We start from the raw sequence: 20904 nt of genomic DNA, 5'->3' as shown, positions 1-20904 counted from the left end.
TTGCGGGTTCCCGACAGGGCCTAGTGACAGCGCGCAGCCATCCAGGGCCAGACTGTTGCGGTTCCGACTCTGGCGCCGCATGATGCAGAGGTTCGACGTCCTGGGGAACGCAGAGAGGTAGCAGCGATGAACGCTCGACTTCTTCTGGCGGCCGTGGCGGCGACCGCCCTAGTGGCCGCAGTAGCGGCGAGCCCTGCGTCGGCGCAGGGGACGCGCAATCTCAGGACCGAGGCCCCGGCGCCTGCGGTCCCGACGTTCGTCGATGGCCTCGCGCAGGCCGTCTTCTCGACCAACCCCGCCGACTGGTACAGCGGTGAGGTATGGGTCCAGGCGTCGTTTGACAGTGACCATGACGGCAAGCTGGACCGGATCCACACCGACTTCACCGCGCCGCAGGAGGTTCTCAGCGACGGACTGAAGGTGCCGGTCGTCTTCGAAGACAGCCCGTACTACGCGGGAACGGCGTCGGAGTACAGCAACTGGGCCGTCGACCACGAGCTCGGCGCACCTCCGGCGACGCGGCCGGCAACACCGCTCTGGCCGGCCTTCAACACCAGCCCCACGATCAGTACCAGATACGAGTCGACCTGGGTGCCGCGCGGCTTCGCCGTAGTCCACGCTGAGTCACCGGGTACCGGCCACTCCGACGGTTGCCCGACCTCGGGTAGCACGAACGAGACACTGGCCGCCAAGGCTGTGATCGACTGGCTCAACGGCCGGGTCGCCGCGTATACGACGCGCACCGGCGACACTCCTGCGGCCGCGTCCTGGACGACCGGCAAGGTCGGCATGATCGGCACTTCCTACAACGGGACGATCCCGGAGGCCGTGGCGACGACCGGTGTCGAGGGGCTCGATGCCATCGTGCCGATCTCGGCCATCTCCGACTGGTACGACTACTACCGCGCCAACGGTATGGTGCGGGCGCCACACTCCTCGTCCAACCCGACTGGCAACAACAACGCGTTCCAGGGTGAGGATCTCGACGTACTGGCGGACGTCGTGTACTCACGTCTCGACGAGGCCGGGCCGCGCACGATCTGTCAGCCCGAGATCGACTACCTCAAGGCGCACATCGATCGAGCCACCGGCAACCGCAGTGGGTTCTGGCAGGAGCGCAACTACATGAAGGACGTCGACAACGTCCACGCCGCGACCCTGCTTGCCCATGGCAACAACGACTTCAACGTCATGACGAAGAACGCGGCGCAGTTCTACGCCGCGCTCAAGAAGCGCGACGTGCCGCACATGTTCTACTTCCACCAGGGCGGTCACGGCGGAATGCCGCCCGATGTGCTGATCAACTACTGGTTCACTCGCTACCTCTACGGCGTACAGAACGGTGTCGAGTCGCTGCCGCGCTCGTGGGTTGTCCGCGAGGCCGCGTCCTGCCCGCCTCGCCAGACGACGGTTGCCGGCGATCAGTCGAACACCGCGACGCTGACGGTCGCGGACACCAGCCCATTCGGGATCGGCTTCGTGCTGACGGTCCCGCAAACGAACGCCAATGGCACGCTCACGAACACGACGCGCCTGATCACGGACATCCCGGACGCAACGCACCTGGTACTGGCGTCAGCGGTGGCCACCGGGACCGGCCAGAAGGTCGCTGACGGCACAGTCGTGAGCCTCGTCTGTGGCAATGCGAACCCGACCCCGTACGCGGAATGGCCAGATCCCACCTCGAGCGAGGTCGCACTGCACCTCACACCAGGGGCTCCGTCGCGCGGCGGCCTGACAATCGCACCATCGGTCCCGGGGAGCCCCACGGAGACGCTGACGGATGACGCGTCGATCGCCGCGCTCACCTCAGCCAACACGGCCTCCTCGAACGTGCGACTGATCTACCAGACGCCGCCACTCACGCAGCCAGTCCGCATCAGCGGAACGCCGACAGTCTCGCTGCAAGTGGCGTTCAGCGAGTCGAGAGCGAATCTGACCGCGGCGCTGGTGAGTTATTCACCAGCAGGCAACGGCACGATCCTCACGCGGGGCTGGATCGACCCGGCCAACCGCAATTCCGATAGGGCCGACGCGCCGACCAAGCCGGGCCGGATGTACGGGATCGACTTCGACCTGCAGCCGAAGGACACTGTCGTACCGGCCGGGAATCGCCTCGCGCTGATGGTCATCTCCAGCGACCGCGACTTCACGATCCGGCCGCCGGCCGGGACGAAGCTGACCCTCGACCTGGTCCACACCTCGCTCACGGTCCCGGTAGTCGGCGGCTCGAAAGCGCTAGCCGACGCCATCGGCTGAAAAGGCGAGGCCTACCGTCCTGCGCGAGCACGGCGGGGCCGAGGCCGACATGATCACCGTGACATCCTGGCTCGCGAAATACGACGCGCCCAACTCGTTGACCTCGTCGTCGAACCACGGTGGATGCACGAGTGCCAACCGTCCGCGGACGAGGTGTTTGACGCGGCTCTGATCGAACCGGACGCGATCGACCGACGTACGAGGTGGGCGGGCGGTGGCGGGGCGCCGGTAGCATTGGTCCATGGTCGACCCCACAGGAGGTCGGCGTCGGCCACCCACCGCTGGCGCCACGTACGATGTCCGAGCTCACCAGCATGGCAACGTCCTCGTGGAGTGGTACCGCTACCCTCCCGGTCCTGCGGGTGTGACTCCCAGCCACTCCCACGCGGAGTACCAGCTCTGCCTCGCCTCCGGGTCGGCGAGCAGATATAGGTATCGGGGCGGACGGATTGTCGTGCCGCCTGGCAGCCTCAGTGTCTTGATGCCGGACGAGGTGCATGCGACCGAGGAACCCGACGACCGTCGGCAGACGACGAGGTACCAGGTGCTGTACGTCGGTCCGGACCGGCTCCGAGACGTAGCGGCGGCGATCGGTGGTGACAGGCGAGGAGGACTGCCGTTCTTCGCCGAAGCGGTACTTCGCGATCCCGAACTCGCCGTGCGGTACCAGCGACTGCACACCGGGTTCGCTGGTGGGTCGTCGCAACTCGGCCGGGACGTCGATCTGCTGGCGACGCTGGTCGCCCTGGTGGGCCGTCACGCTCACGGACGAACCGATCGCGAGTCGCAGACGGGGCCGAGCCGGGCCGCGCTGCTCGCGCGGGCATATCTGGACGACAACTACGCCGAGGACGTGACGCTGGACGGATTGGCTGAGCTGGTGGGCTTGAGCCCGTTCCATCTGGCGCGGCTGTTCCACACGGAGGTGGGCATGCCTCCGCACGCATACCAACTCCAGGTCCGCATCGCACGCGCCAAGCGACTGCTCGTGCAAGGCCTGCCCGTGAGCCGCGTCGCCGGCGAGACCGGTTTTTTCGACCTGAGCCATTTCAGCCGGCATTTCAAGCGGCATGTCGGCGTCTCCCCAGGCGCCTACGCGTCGACCGCAAGAACGTACATTACGAGGACGCTTGATGCCGTATAGCGTCTCTACGTGACAGGCACCGTTGATCTACTGACAAGCCGCCGGGTCCTTCTGCTGGCCTCCAATCCGGCCAGACCGGATGGATGATCGGGTTTTGGTGGGCCGAGCTAAGCCACCCGTACTAGGAGTTCACCGAACACGGGTGCATCGAGGACCAGGCACGGGACATCGCCGAGAGCAACCTCATCGTGCATGGCCGTTTCCGGCCGCACGCGGTGCGGGACGGCCTGCTGATTACCGGGCAGCAGCAGTACTCCGGAGCCGGCGCAGCACGGCTGGTCATCGAGGCCCTGGGGCAATGACCCGGTCCGCACCGCAGTCCACCGGTCGATGACCGGCGAAAGGAGATCTCATGCTCGCGAAGGCCCCGATCGACGTGATGCTTACCGCCACTGATCTCGCGGCCGCGAAGGGGTTCTACGGCGACATGATCGGGCTCGAGATCTTGATCGAGACCGAGGAGTTCGTCACGTTCCGGTGCGGCGGGGACAGCCGGCTGGTGCTTACCCGCAGCACCGTGCGGACCGACGAGCAGCAGACGAAGGCGAGCTGGCGGGTCGCCGACATCGCCGCCGAGATCACCGAGTTACGCGCTCGCGGCGTCGAAGTCGCCGAGTACGACGAGCCCGGTCTCCGGACGGTAGACGGCGTCGCCGATGTCGGCTTTGCGCTGGCGGCATGGTTCGTCGACCCGGCCGGAAACACCATCGGGCTGCTCCAGTTCAAGGACCAGGGATTGGCGTGAGCCACCAGGATGCCAAAGGTCAGGACGGGCCAGATCGAGACAGACCGGAACCCGCCGGCCGAGACGGCGGCTCCGGCGCCTCAGCGGACGGCACCCGCGGTCCGGTCACGACCGTGGTGACCCGCCGGGTGAAGCCCGGCCACGAGCAGTTCTACGAACTGTTCCTCGAGGGCATCATCACGGCGGCAACCCGGTTCCCGGGCCACCTGGGCGTCGAGGTGTTCCGCCCCGAAAGCGCGTCCGCGGGCGAATACCGCGTCGTCTACCGCTTCGACACCGCCGACCACCTACGCGCCTGGCTCGACTCCGCTGAGCACGCCTCCTGGCTGGAGCGCGCCGAGCCGCACGTGACCGGCCCGATTCGCCGCCAGTACCTGACCGGACTCGAGACCTGGTTCACCGATCCGGCTCGGCCCGGCACCGCCCCTCCCCCGCCCTACAAGATGGCCCTCGTCACCTGGATCACCATCTTTCCCTTGATCACGCTCGTGGTCGTCATCCTCAATCCGTTGCTCAACGGGCTCCCCCTCGTTCTCAGGCTGGCGGTCACGACCGCCGTCACCGTCCCGCTCATGACCTGGGTCGTCATGCCCCGAGTGACTCGACTGCTCCGCGGCTGGCTGCACCCCCACAGCTGACCGCGAGGGCGGTTACTCGCCGGATGGGACGTCACACAGGTCCTGCATGGACGCAGTGTTGTCTACAGGCGGAAGCCGTGGCGTCCGGGCCGTCTCCGCAGTCAGATCTGACGGTCTGACCTCTGCCAACTGGATGCGCCGGCGGTCGTGGAGCAGCTGGCCGTTCGAACGATGCGGCTCCTCTACCATCAGCACAGAAAGCCGGATGATCCAGACTTTTCACGGCATCTGGGGGCTGGAGTGGGCGTGGTGAGTGAAACCGAAGCGGCCCACTGGACGGCAGAGTTCGCGAAGACAGGCGAGGTGCGCGCCCCACCACGGCGAAGGGTCACCGCACTGAAGACGCTGCTCTACGGGTTCCTGTTGGCGAATCAGATCGGGGCGATCCGGATGGCGCTCTTTAGCCGGCCGGTCCTCGTGGTGGACAAGATCGGCGTGTCACTTGGCCGGAAACGTCTCACCTGGGAGAGCGTCAAGACCAGCGAAAGCCCGAACTCGCTTCGCCGATGCCCGAGGCGCCGGCCCCAGGCGGTCTGAAGCTCGAGGAGTCGGGCGGCGAGTTCCCTCAGTTCCAGGGCGGAGTACTGAACCTGCACGAACATCACGCGCAACCACGTCGGGCTCGTGACCAGCAGGAGGAGTCGTGCTTGCTGAAGGGCGTCCTCCGTTGTTGTCATCTGGATCGTCAGTGTTGACGTCGATGCATCCCACAGCATGCCCCCGCCGTACGCCTGCAAATGCTTCAGCGTGGCGCGAACCCGATCCCGCTCCTCCGAGTACCTGGCGTCGCCCGTCACGTCCAACGGCCGCGACCACTCCTGCGCGCCGGTCGCCTTGGGTCGTCTGCAGCCGTCACAACTGGATGCTAGGCAGGAACTCCAGCAGGAACCAGTAGTTGACGGTTGGGCCTTGGGTGGGCAGGCCGCCGTCCTCTGGTCCAAGTTGATCCGATGTGATCTCGAAGCCCAGCGGGGGCATGCCGGGCTCGCCCGTGCGGCTGCCGCCGCCATGAGGGCAGTGGCCAGCTCATCCGTACATCCCGCTCAACGTGGATTACCGAGTCCGGACCAGGAAGTCCTCGAAAGAATTCCGGAGGCGGTGTCGGATCCGGCCAAAAGTGTTCGTAGAAGGGGTGAGCGGCCGCGCGCGAGGGCGCCACAAATCACGGGAGATGAAACCATGTTCGGAACACCGTTGACGCCAGACTCGATCAAGGCGGAGACGGCGTACCGGCTGGAGCGGACCAAGCGTGCGTTCCAGTCCGCGCGCCGCCGGGAGCGCCCGGAGCAGGCCGGCCCGGCCCCAGCCGCGACGGGTTCGCCGGGCCTTCCGGCCCACCGCCGCGCCGTGACGGACCCGAACGCCGTCCCTGATCCGCTGCCCGAGATCAGGGACGGCGTTGTGACGTCCTGGGATGCTGGTAAGGAAAGTGTCGCCAGCGGCAAGCGGTGAGGGGTAGCACTGGGGGGCGGGGACGATCGCCGATCTGGCCGGACTGTTCACGGCGTCGCGGCCCACGGTGACCGAGTCCTCGAACGCCCCCGCTCCAACTGGTGAGGACGACTCCGCATATCACGTAGGTGAAGAACATAGCGAAGCCGATCGCCTGCAGTAGCAACTTCCGATCGAGTCTCCTGAGAACCACCCCAGGCAGAAGCCGATCAGTGCACCTAATGGAGCACCGACCCGGGCCAACGGGTCTCTGCCTGGAGGATCGTCAAAGGCAACCAAGAGCATGCGCGCTCTTCTCTCTCTCTTCCTTCCACACGCGCTGCGTTCCTGACCCCGGCGCCTGTTGGATTCATGATTGGATTCGGCGGCGACGCACCTGATCAGATCGTCGTCGGTGGCCGGCAGGACGGCGCTGTCGCCCCTTCTTACCTGGCGAAGATGTTGCCGAAGGCGCCGGTGTTGGCCTCTAGTGCGATGTCGAGCATCGCGTCGACTCCGGGTCTACCGTCAGCGCACAAGCCCGACGACCTGCCAGTCTTTGCCCCGATGCCGGTACTCCGTGCGCAGGTCGTCGCCTTCCGCGGCGGCGACCATCGCGTCGGGTGGATGGACGAACGCGCGGAACGGATTGCGCTGCAGCCGGCGGACGAGGTTCTCGGACCCGATGATCGCCTTGGCCACGACGTTGTCCGCGGGGTGGCTGTAGACGAGCAGCCGGCGCGCGTGGTTCGCCGCGACCGACAGCAGCAGTTGGTAGTCCGGATAGCAACAAACCACCCGATGCATGACGACCACGTCGGCCGGTTCGGCCAGCTCCGGTGAGGTGGCGATGTCGCCGAAGCCCCGCGTGACCCGCTCGGTCAGACCAGATCGCTCCAGCAGCGCCCTGGCCTCGGCCTCGTAGCTGGTGGAGATCTCCAGGTTGGTGACCCGTGCCGCGCCCCGGCGGAGCAATTCGATCTGTAGTTCCCCGACGCCACCGCCGATCTCCAGCACCGTGGCCCCCTCGAGGCCGTGCTCGCTCACGAACCCGACCATCCGCGACGCCGCCGGACTCAGCCCACGCTTGGAGTACCGCTTCGCCACCCGCCGCGCGAACCGCGACGAGAACACCGCCTGATACCCCTTCGGATCACAACAGTCGTCCATGCCCCCAGTATCAGCGCCGTCCGGCCAGTAGCGAAGGTCGCTCGCCGTCAGCAGCGGAGCGAGGACGGCTGCCCGTCGACGGTTGTTCCCGCCGTTGTGGGCCATCCGAGACAGTGCCGCGTTGTTCTCGGCTCAGGAATCGAGCTGGTCGCGTTCTCGGCACTCGCTGTCGCTGCCTCGTTGTAGGCGATGCTGGTGTTCCCGGTCTACTTCCTGAAGTCGTACGCCTACGCCGGGGTCGGCGTCACGATCTTCTCCGCAGCCAGCGCACTGCTCGTGTTGCCGGCATTGCTCGCGCTCCTCGGCCGGCGAGTGAATTCCGGTCGGATCCGCGGGATCTGCGGGATCCGCGGGATCCGCGCGTAGCGTCGAAGCGCCGTTCTGGGGCCGCGTGGCTGCCGGCGTGATGCGCCGCCCTGTCGTGGCTGCGCTCCCGGTTATCGGGGTGCTGCTGTTCCTGGCGACAGCGCTGCTCGGCGGAACAGTGGTTGAAGACGGCACACGCTGGCGCAACATCTGGGTCGACGGCGAGTGGCAAATAGGCGTCCAACTGGCTCCAGACCACGTCCAGCCAGAATGGCCCGACGGCACGCCACAGCAAGTCCACTTCGACTTCTACGTTGTCGGCACCGAAGGGCTCGATGCCGCCCACGACGAGGTCATCGGGCTGGGAGGCCGGCTGTTGAAAGCTGCCAACGATCGTACGGCCGCGCGAGGAGTTCAGACCTACGCCGACCCTGCAGGCCACCCCTTCTGCATCTGCTGGCTGTCCGCCGATTGACACTGGGAGCCCTCCGATGCCCGTCCACCGTGAGGACACCACGGGACACCCACCCCACGTGGATGTTCACGTGGTCACCCCCGACCGCTGGAACGATCTAGTCCAACTGTTCGAACGCCAGGGCCCACGCGGCGGCGTTCCGATTCCGGGCCACTGTTGGTGCATGCTCTGGCGAGACGAGCAGGGGCCGACCGACCTCCGCAGAGCGGCGCTGAAGGCCACCGTCGATCAAGGCCGATATCCAGGGCTGGTCGCCTACATGGACGGCCGTCCGGCTGGCTGGGTCGCAGTCGCGCCGCGTGAGGACCACAGCAGGCTTGAACGGTCTCGGCAGTACGGGCCCATGCCTGGGGACCATGATGTCTTTGCTGTCACCTGTTTCTACGTAGATCGCGAAGTCCGGGGAACCGGGGTTGCCAGCGCGTTGCTAGACGCAGCGATCGACTATGCGCGAGATTCGGGCGCCGTCGCTCTTGACGCGTTCCCGACGACGAACCTCGCGCCGCACGCGCTAGCCAGCCGCAGGGCCGAGGAGAACGACAGTTGGATGGGACGCCGCGCCTCGTATGAGGCGCGCGGGTTCGTCACCATCCGCGACGCCGGTGCCAGAACCGTGATGCGCCTGACGTTCAACTCCAACCGATCGCACTCTCCACGACCGCCACGGGACTTGACCAACTAGGCGAATCATGAAAGCGGCTGAGGATGCTTTGTCCGACGCGGGCGATCGTCATCCAAGGCCAAGCCCCGCAAGGAGCCTCGGCAAAACGCGGTTGACCGCGAGAGGGGGATGGCGAAGGGTGCTCAGCATGCTGACAGATGCCGAAGTTGCGTCGTTCCTGCGGGACGGGTTTGTCGTCGTTCGCGGAGCCGTGCCGCGTGCGGTGGTGGATGCGTGTGTGGATGTGATCTGGGAGGAGCTGGAGGAGCGCGGCATCAGGAGGACTGATGCCGGGTCCTGGAAGGCACCTGCCGAGCGGATCATCTGTCCCGAGGAAGGCGACAAGGCACGGCCGTTCGCCGAGGCAGGCACGGCCGGCGTGCTGTGGGAGGCGTACGACCAACTGATCGGCCCGGACATGTGGTGGAAGCGCGACGGAATGGGCGGCACGATTCCCGTTCGCTTCCCTCATCCCGCCGATCCGGGAGACGCAGGCTGGCACATCGAGGCCAGCTACTCCGACGGCACCGATTGGCGGGCAAACGTCCGCAGCCGCGAACGCGGTTTGCTCTCGCTGTTCCTCCTCACCGATGTCGGCCCAAACGACGCGCCGACACGAATCCGGGTCGGCTCACACACCGACGCTGCGCGCGTCCTGGCTCCAGCAGGCGACGCCGGACTCACTCCGGCTGAGTCAGGTCCGCCGATCGTCGAGGCAAGCGCCGACCGCCCCGTCATCGAGGCCACGGGCACCGCAGGTGACGTCTACTTATGCCATCCCTTCCTCGTCCACGCCGCCTCGTGGCCACACCGCGGTACCAGCCCACGGATCATCACCCAGCCCGGAGTCGCTCTCCTGGAACCCTTCGCACTGACCGACCGAACCACCGCCCACCCCGTAGAAGCCACCATCCTCACCGCAATCTCCGGATAGCCAGCGGGCGCGGTCCGCACCCATTCCCGTCGTGCGGGCGCAGCCTGAACTATGCGTGAGTTCGCGCAGCCGCCGTCAACAGCGTCCGGTATGTCTGTGTCAGGCGCTCAGGCGGGCATTCGTGGTCAGGTGCCCGGAGCGATCGCACAAGCTGACACGCAGACCCAGGTGCCCTCGCGCTTCTGATACGCGTCCGTGTACAGCGCTTCCTGTTCCGTGCCGTCGGCAAGCATCGTGTACGTGCTGCGACCGTGGATCAACGCGACATCGCTGAGGATGCGGACCTTGACGTCATGGACGGCGAGATCCTTGAAGGGCCGCGGCTTGGCGATGTACTCGAGGAACTCCTCGCGGTTGCGGGTGACGCCCGGAGTTTGTACGACGAAGTCTTCGGCGAGCAACTCGCTGAAGCGCTCGGCATCGCTGGCCTGATCGGCCTCGACGTAGTCGAGGTTCAGTCGTTCGAGGATCGCCAGGTCCTCGGCCGGCTGCATGGTGTCGCTCATTTCCTGGCCCCTTTGTGAGTCCGGTCCGCTGGTGGTCATAGGTGTGTCGTGCAAGTGATGAGTGTCGGTCCGCCCGGACGTCTTACCGACACGCACAACTCGTTCCTCCGCCACTGCCGGTAAGACAGCACGACGCGATCGACGCTGATCAGAGGTACCAGGACGCCATGGCGGTATTACGTGGCGCGGGGCAATCGACCTGGAGAGAGGCACGACTCGATGCACGATGTGGCACCGGTGATCAATCTGCACCGCCGGGACAGGACGCTCACGCCGGCGTTCGTCTCCGCGGTGATCGCCCTGGTGGCGATGTTCTCCGCGGTGGGGTCGACGATCCCGCTTTTCAACATCTACCGCGCCGAGGAAGGGTTCACCAACGCCGATATCTCGCTGACCGTCGTCGCCTACTCCGCCGCGACTCTCAGCACACTGTTGGTCCTGGGACGACTGTCCAATTACGTGGGCCGACGGCCGGTCGCGATCGCCGGCCTCGGACTGCTTGTACTGGCTTGCCTACTGCTCTTGAACGTGCACGACATCGGCATCCTGGTTGCCGGCCGGCTCCTGATGGGCCTCGGCGCCGGGCTGGGAAGCAGCACCCTCACCGCCTACATCGTCGACGCTGCGCCGACCCGGCCGGCCTGGCTGGCCTCCGTTGCTTCCAGCCAGACAGTCATGCTCGGCCTGGCCGGCGGGGCCATCGCGTCCGGTGCCTTGGTCCAGTTCGGGCCGTGGCCACGTGACCTCATCTACCTGGTTGTCATCGGCCTGCTTCTGCTGTCCGCCGCACTCGTCGCGATCAGCCCGGAGACCGTGATCTCAACGCCGGGTGGTTGGCGATCACTGCGCCCGAGCGTTCGCCTACCGGTCCGAGTCAGGCATCTGCTGCCCGTCGCGGCCGCCGTGTTCCTGGCCACCTGGGCGACCGGCGCCTTCTACCAAGCCTTCGTGCCCGCAGTGGTCGAGGATCAACTGCACACCGACAACTCACTCATCCTCGGCCTGGTGTTCGCCGCGTACATGGGCCCCAGCGCTCTGGGCGCTCCCTTCGGCGGCCGGTTCTCACCGGCAGCAGCGCAACGCCTCGGCATGATCACCTTCCTGGTCGGGTGGATCGGCATCATCACGGCGATCGCCACCGGAACGCTGGTGCTGTTCATCGCCGCAACCGTCGTCGGAGGCGCCAGTCAAGGCATCGCCATCAGCGCGGCCACCCGGGGTCTGCTGTACGGCAGCACCCTGTCTGACCGGGCACCAATCTTTGCGGTGGTGTATCTGCTCAGCTACAGCGGCGCGACCGTTCCCAGCCTCATCTCCGCCCGACTCTCCGGCATCTTCTCCGTGCCACATATTTCCCTCGGGTACGGTGGACTCGCCCTCATCGCAACGCTGTTCACCGTCTTCGCCGCACGTAATCCGCAGACCCATCGTGTGAAAGGCTGAGTTGATGAGCAACGAAGAACAGGCGTCGCTGGCCGAGGAGCTGATCGACAACACCGAGCAAGGCCGCTTCGAGCTCTACCGCGGTGGCGATCTGGTCGGATGGCTCTACTACACCTGTCTGAGGCCCAACCGGTACGCCCTCCGGCACACCGAAGTCGAGCGGAGTCATCAGCACCAGGGCGTGGCTGGCGCCATGGTACGGCGAGTGCTCGACGAGGTCCGCACCCGCGAGGGCACGATCACCGCAATCTGCCCCTTCGTGGCCGGCTACCTCTCGCGTACTACGACGTACGCCGATCTGCTCGACCCGAGGCACCCGGGCTACCCCGACCGCGCCACCGCCGAGGCAGCGCAGGCGAAAGCCGCCGGCAAAAGCTGACGCCGACGGCGATCCACGCCCGGGCAATCCCACGTCAGGCCGAGCGGGTCGAACTGATCGTGTTCGCTCTGGCGGAGCGCCCTGACGAGGTTCTTCGCCAGCTGTTTGCCCTGCCGGACGGCGTTCTGCGCGTTCGGCACCGTGAACGCTCCAGGCGTCGGCGACGCGAGGTTCCAGGTACGTCGAACGTCCGGGTCACCGCGCCGGCGGTGACCACAAGGACGTCGGAACCCGGCGTACCCACCGCCGATCACCAAGATCCTGGGCATCGATTCACCCTCCGTCCACTCACTCGAGTTCGGCCGCACGGATGCGGTAGATCTGCATCGGCAGGCCGTAGTACTTGTCGGTCTCGCCGACCCACGCCATCCCGAGACGCCGTGCGGTCGCGCAGGCACGACGGTTCTGCGGTCGGGCGACCGTGTACAACTCGTCGATCGTCCCGGTTGCGAATGCCCAGCGCATCAAGGCCTGGCTCGCCTCGGTCGCGAACCCCCGGCCCCAGGCCGCTGGTTCGAGTTGCCAGCCGATCTCGAAGTCTTCCTCGTACGGCGGTAACAAGCCGATCATCAGGCCGCCGACCACTGCACCGTCGGCTTTGGTGACGATCGCCCTTCGCCCGGCGGGTACGACGAGACTCTTGCCGGCCGGGATCCACGCGCGAAGCAGCAGGCGCATGGTCGCCTTGTTCGGGACCTGGTCCATCGCGGGCGACAGCCACCGTGCCACCTCGGCAGACCCGTAGATCCGCAAGGCGGCGTCCGCGTCAGCCTCGGTCCATTCCCGAATCACGAGCCGGTCGCTTTCGATGATCACTGTCATTTCGCCGTCCTGTCGATCGAGATGTACCCCAGGCCACCGGCCCCCGCCGACGCCGCAAAGGGGTCTGATCAGTCCATTTCAGAGCCAACCAGCCTCGCACGACCCCTGCAGTCGAGGAAGATGGCCGCGATTCGTCATCCATCAGAGGACTATATAGTCCTTTCATGGACGCGAGCACCCTCGCAGTCTGTTCAGAGCGCAGCACAAAGGAAGTAGCAATGACTGATCAGGTTCTTCGGCCGGATGGAACGGGCTTCTACCTCGCCGGTGGCGAGCTGTCCGTGACCGGCCCGGACGAGCAGACGATGACCGGCACCCCGCCGGTCGACTTCAGCGTCACCGCGGGCTTGTTCGGCAACGCCGAGATGGACTTGTTGGTGGCCAACTGGAGCAGCACGCGGACGGACGAGCCAGACAGCGTGCGGTCGGAAGAAAGACGCCTGGTCCTGCCGCTGCGGACACAGCCGGTGATGCTCAACTCGCTTCCGAGCAAGGTGCGGGTGCAGCTGCGTACCGGAGCAGGCCTCCACGAAACCGAGGGCGCCTGGCAGCTCGTCCTTCACTTCCGCAACCACGCGGGATCGAGCCTGACCTGGCACGCCAATCTTCCCACCGAGGCGTTCGGTACAGGTTGGCTGGCTCCGTTGGCCGACCTGCTGACCATCGACGACGCGGGGGCCGTTGCGCAGACGCCTACCAGCACGCCGGCTTCCCCGACGATCACTGTGGTCCACCACGCAGACGACGAGTACTACGAACTCGTCGTCGACGGTCAACAGGCCGGGCTCCTCGTCTACCACCTGATCGGCTCGCACCTGTCCATCACGCACACCGTCATCGAACAGACATACCGCGGGCGAGGACTTTCGTGGGTGTTGGTCGGCCGCGCTCTCGACGACATCCGCACGCGGTCCGTGACGGTGTCGAACTACTGCGCCGTCGTCAGCCGCTTCATCGAGAAGCACCCGGAGTACGCCGATGTCCTCGGCGCGCCGCGGCCTGCTCCGACCTCGTAACCGAAGGAACGAGCGACCGTGACGGCGGAGTCGCAACGCATCGGCACCGTCGGGATCCTGCCCGGAACGGTCCAGGTGGTCTCTGCTCTGCGCCGGCGCGGGCGGCTTATCATCAGGACGGGTGAAGGAAGCGTGTGGACGGCTACTTCTTGCCGGCCGGCTTTGCATACGCCCGGACCGAGTTCATCGCCAGGTCGAGGGCGACCTGCATCGGTTCGGGGTCACGGGCGGCCTGGGCGAGAACGTACCCACCCTGGAGAGCAGCCATGATTCCCGTCGCCAGCGCTTGTGGATCAGCGGCCTCGGACAGCGTGCCGTTCGACTTCATCCGCTCGAGCGCTCCGGCCAGCAGCGAGATCCAGGATGTCAGGTGCGCCTCGAGATCGATGCGTGCTGCCTCATCCTGGTCGGAGAGCTCGGTCGAGAGTGAGCCCAGTTCACAGCCGAGCGCCCCACGGCGCGCCGTGACTCGCTGGAGGATGGCCCGGCACCAGCGATCGAGTCCGCTGAACGAGTCGACCCTGCGGAGATACTGCTCCTCACGCTCGAGTACCCGGCCGCCCCGCAGTGCGATCACTGCCTGGACCAGGGCACTCTTGTCGCTGAAGTGCCGGTAGAACTGTGACTTGCTCGTCCCGCTCGCCGCGGTCACCTCGTCGAGCGTGGTCGCTGCGGCACCCTTGAGAGACATCAACTCGTCGGCAGCGGCGACGATCCGGGCTCGCGTGGCCGCGCCGCGGGCGGTCAGGCGGCGATCGAGCTCGTTCACTGTCTCGGGCACGAAACGAGCTTATCGGGGCCGAGCAACGATTGCTGCCGCTTCTGGAGCTGAACGGTCCACCATCAGGGCAGGATACCCACCGTACCGTCCGTGGTCCTGCTCGATGGGTAAGTACGCGTGCCGTGGCCGACACGAAACCCGTGAGGAGCCGGCACGCCGCCGGCCGGTCGGCAGGAGGACAGATGAGCGAGGTCAGTCGGGAGTATTACGGCAGTTACAGCGTGGACGACGAGGACCAGCTCCAGCTCTCCGACACGCTCGACGGGCGCGGTGTATCCGACCTTCTCGACGAGGGTTACTCGCCGCCGGAGAAGTGGTCTGCCGGCGAGGGCTTCGGTACCACCGCGGCGGAGGCGTTGCGGGGTGAGACCTTCGAGCAGCGGCTTGCCCAGGAGGAGCCTGACATCGACCCGTACGCCGTACTGCCGGAGTTTGTCGACGGTCCGGAGGTCGGCCGGGAACGCGCCGGACGTCTGGTAGCTCCGGACGAGGGGTCGCACTTCGATCTCGAAGAAGAGCTCGTCGCGGCCGAGGTCGGCATCGACGGAGGCGCCGCGAGCGCCGAAGAAGCCGCGATCCACGTGGTCGAAGACGAGCCGCTGGAACTCGACGAGGTCAGCTGATGAGAACCCTGGTGAACGACGCCCAGCGCGAGCTGACCGTGGTCGAGGACGGGGAGTTGCGGAGGTACGAGTTACTCGTCGCAGGCACGACGGTAGGAACCCTCGACTTCCGTGTCCTCAGCCGGCGGCGTGTTCTGGGGCACACCGAGATCGCGGCCGATCAGCGGGGACGTGGACTCGCCACAGCCCTGATCAAGGCAGTCCTCGACGATCTCATCGCCGAGGGAGTCCCGATCACGAATTACTGCACTGCTGTCGAGCGATTCCTTCAGCGCCATCCGGAGTACGTCGGGGTACTCGATCCGTTGCACCCGCCGATCCAGCCCCGCTCCGGGCCTCGGGCAGGCGGGAGACAGCAGATGGATCGTTCCGGCCCCCTGCAGCAGGTCGTGCATGCCCAGCACTCCAGGCTCAGAGAGCTGGCCGCGCGTTCTCAGGATCCGAGCATCGACGGATTCGAGAGGCGTCGCATCACGGACCAGTTCGCGGCCGTTGCCGCACAGCATGCCGCGGCCGTCGCTGACGTCTTGCTGACCGCGGCCAGGACGTCGTCCGGTGAGGACGCCGCGGTCCTGCTCGAGAATCTCAGACAGTTCGAGCAGGCGCTGCGGGTACTCAAAGGTCGGGCGTACGGCGACGCGCGCTTCCTGGACCTCAGCGCAACCGAGACCTGGCGAGAAGCCGAACGCCTACTGGCCGAGCACGAATCATGGGAGAGGAGGGTCGTGTCCGGACTGGAGCGAATTCATGGTGCCGAGGGCACCACAGAGCTGGCCCGAGCCTTGGCGAAACGGCAATGGAGTTCGCCGACGCGACCGCATCCCAACTCGCCGCATGCCGGAGTCGCCGGACGAATAGCGCGCCAGCTGTGGCGCATCGCCGACTCGACCTGGGACGAGCTGGAGGGACGCGGGCTTCCGACCGAGTCGATGGAGCACGCGAATCAGCATTCGACCTTCTCTCATTACCTGTTCGGAACCACCGACGACACCGACCCCACGGCCGGACCCGATACACCTCACACTCATCAAGATCCCGGGAACCAGTAAGGCCGGACCCCCGATCGGCACACAGATAGGGACATCCGGGTCACTCCGGCCCGGTACGGATCGAGGGGAAACTCATGAGTGGATACTTCGAAGGCCGCAAACTCATCGTGATCGGTGGGAGCAGCGGCATGGGGCGACAGACCGCGGCGGATGTTGTCGGGCAAGGGGGCAAGGTCGTCATCGTCGGGCGTCAGCAGGCCAAGGTCGACCAGACGGTCGGCGAGCTCGGTGCGAAGGGCGAGGCGTGGGGGATCACTGCCGACCTCGCGGATCGCAAGCAGGTAGAAGACGTCCAGGAGCAACTCGCCGCTGAGCATGCCGATGCGACCCTGCTGGTCAATGCGGCCGGATTCTTCATCCCCAGGGAATTCCTCGACTACAGCCAGGAGAACTACGACGCGTATCTGGAGCTGAGTCGGGCTACGTTCTTCCTGACCCAGACGGTGGTGCAAGGTATGAAGGCTGCGGGCTCTGGTGGTGCGATCGTCAACATCGGCAGCATGTGGGCCCATCAGGCGGTGGCGGCGACGCCGGCGACTGGGTACTCGATGGCGAAAGCCGGCCTGCATGCCCTGACCCACAACCTGGCCATGGAACTGGCGGCCGACGGCATTCGCGTCAACGCGGTGGCGCCCGCAGTGGTGGCCACGCCGTTGTACGAGGGCTTCATCCCCGCCGACCAGCTCGAGGTGGCGGTGAAGGGATTCGACGGCTTCCACCCCCTGGGGCGGGTCGGAACAGCCCAGGACATCGCCTCGTCGATCGTCTTCCTCCTCTCATCCGAGGCCAGTTGGATCACGGGGGCAATTCTGAACGTCGACGGCGGCGTGATGGCCGGGCGCAACTGACGGCGGAGTACGCGAACCTGGCCGGTGGTTGCTACTGAGGTATGCAGAAGCACTCGCGGGGCCCGGCCAGAGACGGTCGACGACCAACGGCTTGTCTACCGAGCAGGGCTCCGCTCCGAAATCTCAGGTAAGAAACCGATCTGTCGCCGTGGCCAATTCGTACGAGCGCGGGTGGCCGCACCGATCAGGTGATCCCGAACGATGCCGCTGACGAGCGAGCGCCCGATCACGACCCCCTGTGGAATGAGTGTGGAGTCCCGATGACGAGTTTTCAGACCGTGTCTGCCGGTGGGTTGGAGGTCTTCTACCGCGAAGCGGGGAAGCCGGGAGCGCCGAAACTCCTGCTACTGGGCGGATTCCCCTCCTCGTCCCACCAGTTCCGGAACCTGATGGCGGCACTTGCCGACAGGTTCCACCTGGTCTCGATCGACTATCCCGGCTCCGGGAACACCGAGATGCCAGATCCAGCGGAGTGGGAGTACACCTTCGACCACCTCGCCGAGATCGTCGACGAGGCATTGCTCGCCATCGACTTCACCGGACCGATGGGGCTGTACATGCAGGACCACGGGGGACCGATCGGGAACCGGCTGATTTCGCTTCATCCGGACTGGCTGCAGTGGCAGGTCATCCAGAACTCCAACATCTACGAAGAGGGGTTCACCGAGGTCTGGGACGAGATGCGTCACGCCTTCTGGACCGACCGGAACGCTGAGAACGAAGCGCCGCTCGACGCCTTGCTCGAACCGGAAACCGTCAAAGCGATCTACCTCACCGGCCATCCCGATCCGACGAAGATCAGCCCGGACAATTGGAATCTGGATCTGCACTTCCTGGCCCGGCCGAACGCGCGCCGGGTACAACTGGATCTCTTCTACGACTACCGGACGAACGCCGCGCAGTACCCTGCCTGGCAACGGCGGCTGCGCCGTGACCAGCCCAGAACGCTGATCTTCTGGGGTCAGGGCGACATCTTCTTCACCCCGGCCGGCGGCGAGGCCTACCTGCGCGATCTCCCTGACGCGCAGCTGGTCCGCCTCGACTCCGGACACTTCGCGACCGAGGACTGCCTGCAGGAGATCGTTGACGGCATCAACAGTTTCTACGACGAGATCGTCAAGTAGTGTCCGGCACCCTTCCAGCGAACCACGATCCGATACGGCTTGCGCGGGTCCGTCTGACGGTCGAGGACGGGCCGGCGGTCGTCGACGAGATCGAGCGGCATTGCTGGAGCTCGGGCTGCCGGCTGCGGTTGACCGCAACGCACCCGACCCTGGTAGCGGCCGGTAAGGCCGATGCCTCGACAGGACACAGAGTCTGCGAACACCTTTACCGGAAGGACGACAGTGCGTGCGACGATCGACGGCGTTCTACTCGCCGACGCAGACGGTGAACACATCATCTCGATCGAAGGGAGTCGGTATTTTCCTCCGGACTCGCTGACGATCGGTACCTTGAAGGAGAGCGCAACTCCCTATGTCTGCCCTTGGAAGGGGCAGGCTCGCTACTACAGTGTGGAGACGCCGCACCATCAGTACCTCGACGCTGCATGGTGCTACCCGCATCCCAAGCGGTCGGCGATCGAAACGGTCGGACACGACTTCACCGGGTACGTCGCGTTCGATACCACGCGAGTGATCGTCGGGTAGACGGCGGCCGCCCGCACGTACTCGCCGTAATGTCAGTCGAACTCGTAGCGTTGCTCGCGCCAGGGGTCACCATGATTGTGGTATCCGGCCCGTTCCCAGAATCCTGGCTCGTCCCGCAACAGCAGGTGCAGTCCGTTGAGCCACTTGGCCGACTTCCAGAGGTACAGATGCGGGACGAGCAGACGCACAGGACCTCCGTGCAACGCCCCGAGTGGATGTCGGTGACCACCGACTCGGACGGAAGAGCGAGCAGGTCCTGCCACCGCCAGGTTCGCTGTGCGCCGGTCTCGGAGCTGACCGTGAACTCCCATTCGTCCGCCGACACTGCTCACGCGATCTGCTGCTCCGGCAGGTAGCCGGCGTCGACCAACGCGGCGCGCAGCTTCCGGCGGGCGTCGAACATCATCTTGTAGATCGCATTGTGTGTCGCGCCGAGCTGATCGGCGAGCACATCAGTGGGCATACCGTTCAGCGCCAGCGCGACGAAAACCATCCGTTGCTTCGCCGTCAGATTCTCGTCGACGGCGCGATGTACGGCGGTCATCAGGTCCCGGCTCTCGGCATGCGACTCCGGTTCGATCCCCAGCCGTGCGGGAAGGCGGTCCCAGTCCTCCTCGTCGAACGCGACACCGCCACGTTGCCAGAAGTGCCGGTTGACCTTGGCCGCCACGTCGAAGACCACGAACTTGTACGCCCAGGTGGTGAACTTGCAATCACCGCGGAACGTCTCGACCTTGCCGCAGATCGCCAGTAGTGCATCGGCGGCAGCCTGGTGGGCAATGTCGTCCAGCTCCGGGCCGACGAGTCGCAGCCTGGCCGCCCGTCGGCCGGCCTCCGCTCTCGCGGCTCGCAGGAGAACCTCGTACAAGCGCCGGCTCGCAAGCTCACGCCGATCCCCACAGCTGCTCAGGTCGCGAACCCAGGCACGGTTCTCCCGGGCCACCTCTGCGGAAACGACCCGTACCTGCGACAACGACTCGGAACCTTCGCTCTTCATGGATCTCCGGCGATCAGCGGAACGTAGTGATCAAAGGTCCGGCACCTCGGTGTGTCGAACGGTGGAACAACAACATGGACGATACAGTCCATTCACAGCTCCGTCCACTCAGTGTCGAGCGACGCAACTCACGCCGAAACAAGCCCAATCACTCACAGATCAGCCCTGGTGATTAGTCAACAACTGGTCGATCCAGTCCTGTTTGTTGCCACAGCCGACGACGGGCTCGGCCGGGAACCAGGATCCGGCCGTGCCAAGGGGTCAGGTCAGCTGACACGAATACGCGTCGGGCGCGAGACCCGACCGGACGGGAGATCCGGATGGACGAACTCACTGCGATACGCCAGGAGATCAGGAACCACGCCTCGAACGCGTGGGCCAGGGAACGCGGCTACGAGCCGGTCTACTCCGCATCGCCGGGCTCGAGGATCGTTGTCATCGGCCAGGCGCCCGGCAAGCAGGCTCAGGACAGCCAGATCCCGTGGAACGACGCCAGCGGCATCAAACTTCGGCAATGGCTGGGCGTCACCGACGCCCAGTTCTACGCCCCGGACACGATCGCGCTGCTCCCGTTGGTGCACCCCTCACCCCTGAACTTCCGGTGGCAGGCGAAGAACCCCTGGTTCGAAACGGACGTGATTCCCGCTCTGCAGACCCTGGTCGCGGACGCTATTCGTAGCGGCCTCCGAACCTCACGCCATCGCTGAGCCCGGTGAATCCGAGTCCGACGATCCGCCTGTCCTCCGCCCGTCGATCGCGAAGACCTGAGTCGCACCGTCGGCGTACCCCAACAGCCCCCGCCGTCACCGCCTTCGGGATGTCGGCAGACACCTCGGAACAAGCGAGGGTGTGCCCGTCGCGTCGGCGATGGGCACACCCTCGGGGTCGGATCAGGCGGTGGTGGCGCGCCGCGGCAGCGCCCAGTCCGGGCGGACGAAGTGGCACGTGTAACCGGCCGGGTACTTGATCAGGTAGTCCTGGTGCTCCGGCTCGGCCTCCCAGAACGGACCCGCAGGCTCGATCGTCGT

The 20904-nt window shown here is 65.9% G+C and carries 26 protein-coding genes; 18 read left to right on the top strand and 8 right to left on the bottom strand.

Translation table 11 applies throughout. The features are described 5' to 3' along the window. Nucleotides 1-126 precede the first annotated feature (126 nt). From AB0E63_RS34450 to AB0E63_RS34435, 4 genes are all read left to right on the top strand, one after another. Nucleotides 127-2259: a Xaa-Pro dipeptidyl-peptidase gene (locus AB0E63_RS34450; RefSeq protein ID WP_360375478.1), complete on the top strand. Its 2133-nt coding sequence runs from the start codon at nucleotides 127-129 to the stop codon at nucleotides 2257-2259. Between the two features lie 241 nt (nucleotides 2260-2500). Beyond that, nucleotides 2501-3403 carry an AraC family transcriptional regulator gene (locus tag AB0E63_RS34445; RefSeq protein ID WP_360375476.1) on the top strand — a complete coding sequence of 301 codons (903 nt, stop codon included), beginning with the start codon at nucleotides 2501-2503 and terminating at the stop codon, nucleotides 3401-3403. 352 nt (nucleotides 3404-3755) lie between these two features. Continuing rightward, nucleotides 3756-4148: a VOC family protein gene (locus tag AB0E63_RS34440; RefSeq protein ID WP_360375474.1), complete on the top strand. Its 393-nt coding sequence runs from the start codon at nucleotides 3756-3758 to the stop codon at nucleotides 4146-4148. Next, nucleotides 4145-4786 carry an antibiotic biosynthesis monooxygenase gene (locus AB0E63_RS34435; RefSeq protein WP_360375472.1) on the top strand — a complete coding sequence of 214 codons (642 nt, stop codon included), beginning with the start codon at nucleotides 4145-4147 and terminating at the stop codon, nucleotides 4784-4786. The genes AB0E63_RS34440 and AB0E63_RS34435 overlap by 4 nt, the downstream gene beginning before the upstream one ends. Before the next feature lie 371 nt (nucleotides 4787-5157). Here AB0E63_RS34435 and AB0E63_RS34430 read toward each other — a convergent pair whose 3' ends face one another. Then, nucleotides 5158-5589, bottom strand: a complete 432-nt coding sequence (locus tag AB0E63_RS34430) for a hypothetical protein (protein ID WP_360375470.1) — start codon at nucleotides 5587-5589, stop codon at nucleotides 5158-5160. A 376-nt stretch (nucleotides 5590-5965) separates the two neighbouring features. Between AB0E63_RS34430 and AB0E63_RS34425 the strand changes: the two genes are divergently transcribed. Continuing rightward, nucleotides 5966-6238, top strand: a complete 273-nt coding sequence (locus AB0E63_RS34425; protein ID WP_360375468.1) for a hypothetical protein — start codon at nucleotides 5966-5968, stop codon at nucleotides 6236-6238. Between the two features lie 507 nt (nucleotides 6239-6745). Here AB0E63_RS34425 and AB0E63_RS34420 read toward each other — a convergent pair. Further along, nucleotides 6746-7387, bottom strand: coding sequence for a class I SAM-dependent methyltransferase (locus tag AB0E63_RS34420; RefSeq protein ID WP_360375466.1), 642 nt, complete (start codon nucleotides 7385-7387; stop codon nucleotides 6746-6748). A gap of 189 nt (nucleotides 7388-7576) precedes the next feature. Between AB0E63_RS34420 and AB0E63_RS34415 the strand changes: the two genes are divergently transcribed. The 4 genes from AB0E63_RS34415 (at nucleotide 7577) to AB0E63_RS34400 (ending at nucleotide 9763) form a co-directional block, all read left to right on the top strand. Further along, nucleotides 7577-7753: a hypothetical protein gene (locus tag AB0E63_RS34415; protein ID WP_360375464.1), complete on the top strand. Its 177-nt coding sequence runs from the start codon at nucleotides 7577-7579 to the stop codon at nucleotides 7751-7753. Between the two features lie 79 nt (nucleotides 7754-7832). Beyond that, a complete protein-coding gene (locus AB0E63_RS34410; protein ID WP_360375462.1) occupies nucleotides 7833-8168 on the top strand; it encodes a VOC family protein in 336 nt (111 codons plus the stop codon). Nucleotides 8169-8184: 16 nt separating this feature from the next. Further along, complete coding sequence (locus tag AB0E63_RS34405; protein ID WP_360375460.1) at nucleotides 8185-8850, top strand: GNAT family N-acetyltransferase; 666 nt, start codon at nucleotides 8185-8187, stop codon at nucleotides 8848-8850. Nucleotides 8851-8977: 127 nt separating this feature from the next. Then, entirely contained in the window at nucleotides 8978-9763 is a 786-nt protein-coding gene (locus AB0E63_RS34400; protein WP_360375458.1) for a phytanoyl-CoA dioxygenase family protein, read from the top strand. A gap of 125 nt (nucleotides 9764-9888) precedes the next feature. Here AB0E63_RS34400 and AB0E63_RS34395 read toward each other — a convergent pair whose 3' ends face one another. Next, nucleotides 9889-10269, bottom strand: a complete 381-nt coding sequence (locus AB0E63_RS34395) for a nuclear transport factor 2 family protein (RefSeq protein ID WP_360375456.1) — start codon at nucleotides 10267-10269, stop codon at nucleotides 9889-9891. A gap of 219 nt (nucleotides 10270-10488) precedes the next feature. Here AB0E63_RS34395 and AB0E63_RS34390 point away from each other — a divergent pair, with 219 nt between their 5' ends. After that, entirely contained in the window at nucleotides 10489-11712 is a 1224-nt protein-coding gene (locus tag AB0E63_RS34390) for an MFS transporter (RefSeq protein ID WP_360375454.1), read from the top strand. 4 nt (nucleotides 11713-11716) lie between these two features. Continuing rightward, nucleotides 11717-12091: a GNAT family N-acetyltransferase gene (locus AB0E63_RS34385; RefSeq protein WP_360375452.1), complete on the top strand. Its 375-nt coding sequence runs from the start codon at nucleotides 11717-11719 to the stop codon at nucleotides 12089-12091. 288 nt (nucleotides 12092-12379) lie between these two features. Here AB0E63_RS34385 and AB0E63_RS34380 read toward each other — a convergent pair whose 3' ends face one another. Then, nucleotides 12380-12913, bottom strand: coding sequence for a GNAT family N-acetyltransferase (locus AB0E63_RS34380; RefSeq protein ID WP_360375450.1), 534 nt, complete (start codon nucleotides 12911-12913; stop codon nucleotides 12380-12382). A 218-nt stretch (nucleotides 12914-13131) separates the two neighbouring features. Between AB0E63_RS34380 and AB0E63_RS34375 the strand changes: the two genes are divergently transcribed. Next, a complete protein-coding gene (locus tag AB0E63_RS34375) occupies nucleotides 13132-13929 on the top strand; it encodes a GNAT family N-acetyltransferase (protein ID WP_360375448.1) in 798 nt (265 codons plus the stop codon). Between the two features lie 142 nt (nucleotides 13930-14071). On the opposite strand, the gene AB0E63_RS34370 is transcribed toward AB0E63_RS34375, so the two are convergent. Next, nucleotides 14072-14710, bottom strand: coding sequence for a TetR/AcrR family transcriptional regulator (locus tag AB0E63_RS34370; RefSeq protein WP_360375446.1), 639 nt, complete (start codon nucleotides 14708-14710; stop codon nucleotides 14072-14074). Between the two features lie 182 nt (nucleotides 14711-14892). On the opposite strand from AB0E63_RS34370, the gene AB0E63_RS34365 reads away from it, so the two are divergent. The 5 genes from AB0E63_RS34365 to AB0E63_RS34345 all read left to right on the top strand — a co-directional run bounded on the left by AB0E63_RS34365 (nucleotide 14893) and on the right by AB0E63_RS34345 (nucleotide 18879). After that, on the top strand, nucleotides 14893-15333 hold the full coding sequence (locus tag AB0E63_RS34365) for a DUF5709 domain-containing protein (protein ID WP_360375444.1): 441 nt from the start codon (nucleotides 14893-14895) through the stop codon (nucleotides 15331-15333). Then, a complete protein-coding gene (locus AB0E63_RS34360) occupies nucleotides 15333-16382 on the top strand; it encodes a GNAT family N-acetyltransferase (protein ID WP_360375442.1) in 1050 nt (349 codons plus the stop codon). Before AB0E63_RS34365 ends, AB0E63_RS34360 begins: the two co-directional genes overlap by 1 nt. 74 nt (nucleotides 16383-16456) lie before the next feature. Then, nucleotides 16457-17230, top strand: coding sequence for an SDR family oxidoreductase (locus AB0E63_RS34355; RefSeq protein ID WP_360375440.1), 774 nt, complete (start codon nucleotides 16457-16459; stop codon nucleotides 17228-17230). Nucleotides 17231-17490: 260 nt separating this feature from the next. After that, entirely contained in the window at nucleotides 17491-18354 is an 864-nt protein-coding gene (locus AB0E63_RS34350; protein WP_360375438.1) for an alpha/beta hydrolase, read from the top strand. A 222-nt stretch (nucleotides 18355-18576) separates the two neighbouring features. Then, nucleotides 18577-18879, top strand: coding sequence for a DUF427 domain-containing protein (locus AB0E63_RS34345; protein ID WP_360375436.1), 303 nt, complete (start codon nucleotides 18577-18579; stop codon nucleotides 18877-18879). A 32-nt stretch (nucleotides 18880-18911) separates the two neighbouring features. Here AB0E63_RS34345 and AB0E63_RS34340 read toward each other — a convergent pair whose 3' ends face one another. Continuing rightward, the gene (locus tag AB0E63_RS34340; protein WP_360375434.1) at nucleotides 18912-19067 is read right to left on the bottom strand and encodes a molybdopterin-dependent oxidoreductase; all 156 of its coding nucleotides are present in this window, start codon (nucleotides 19065-19067) and stop codon (nucleotides 18912-18914) included. A gap of 140 nt (nucleotides 19068-19207) precedes the next feature. Continuing rightward, nucleotides 19208-19876 carry a sigma-70 family RNA polymerase sigma factor gene (locus tag AB0E63_RS34335; RefSeq protein ID WP_360375432.1) on the bottom strand — a complete coding sequence of 223 codons (669 nt, stop codon included), beginning with the start codon at nucleotides 19874-19876 and terminating at the stop codon, nucleotides 19208-19210. A 320-nt stretch (nucleotides 19877-20196) separates the two neighbouring features. Here AB0E63_RS34335 and AB0E63_RS34330 point away from each other — a divergent pair, with 320 nt between their 5' ends. Continuing rightward, nucleotides 20197-20583 (top strand): uracil-DNA glycosylase family protein, encoded by a 387-nt coding sequence (locus tag AB0E63_RS34330; RefSeq protein ID WP_360375430.1) that lies wholly within the window; start codon nucleotides 20197-20199, stop codon nucleotides 20581-20583. A 183-nt stretch (nucleotides 20584-20766) separates the two neighbouring features. Here the strand turns inward: AB0E63_RS34330 and AB0E63_RS34325 are convergent. Beyond that, nucleotides 20767-20904: peptide-methionine (S)-S-oxide reductase (locus AB0E63_RS34325; RefSeq protein ID WP_360375564.1), on the bottom strand; the 138-nt coding region annotated here is incomplete at its 5' end.

Origin of the sequence: Kribbella sp. NPDC026596 (assembly GCF_040638415.1) — a bacterium.
Lineage (GTDB): Bacteria > Actinomycetota > Actinomycetes > Propionibacteriales > Kribbellaceae > Kribbella.
This window is presented reverse-complemented; position numbering and strand designations above follow the sequence as displayed.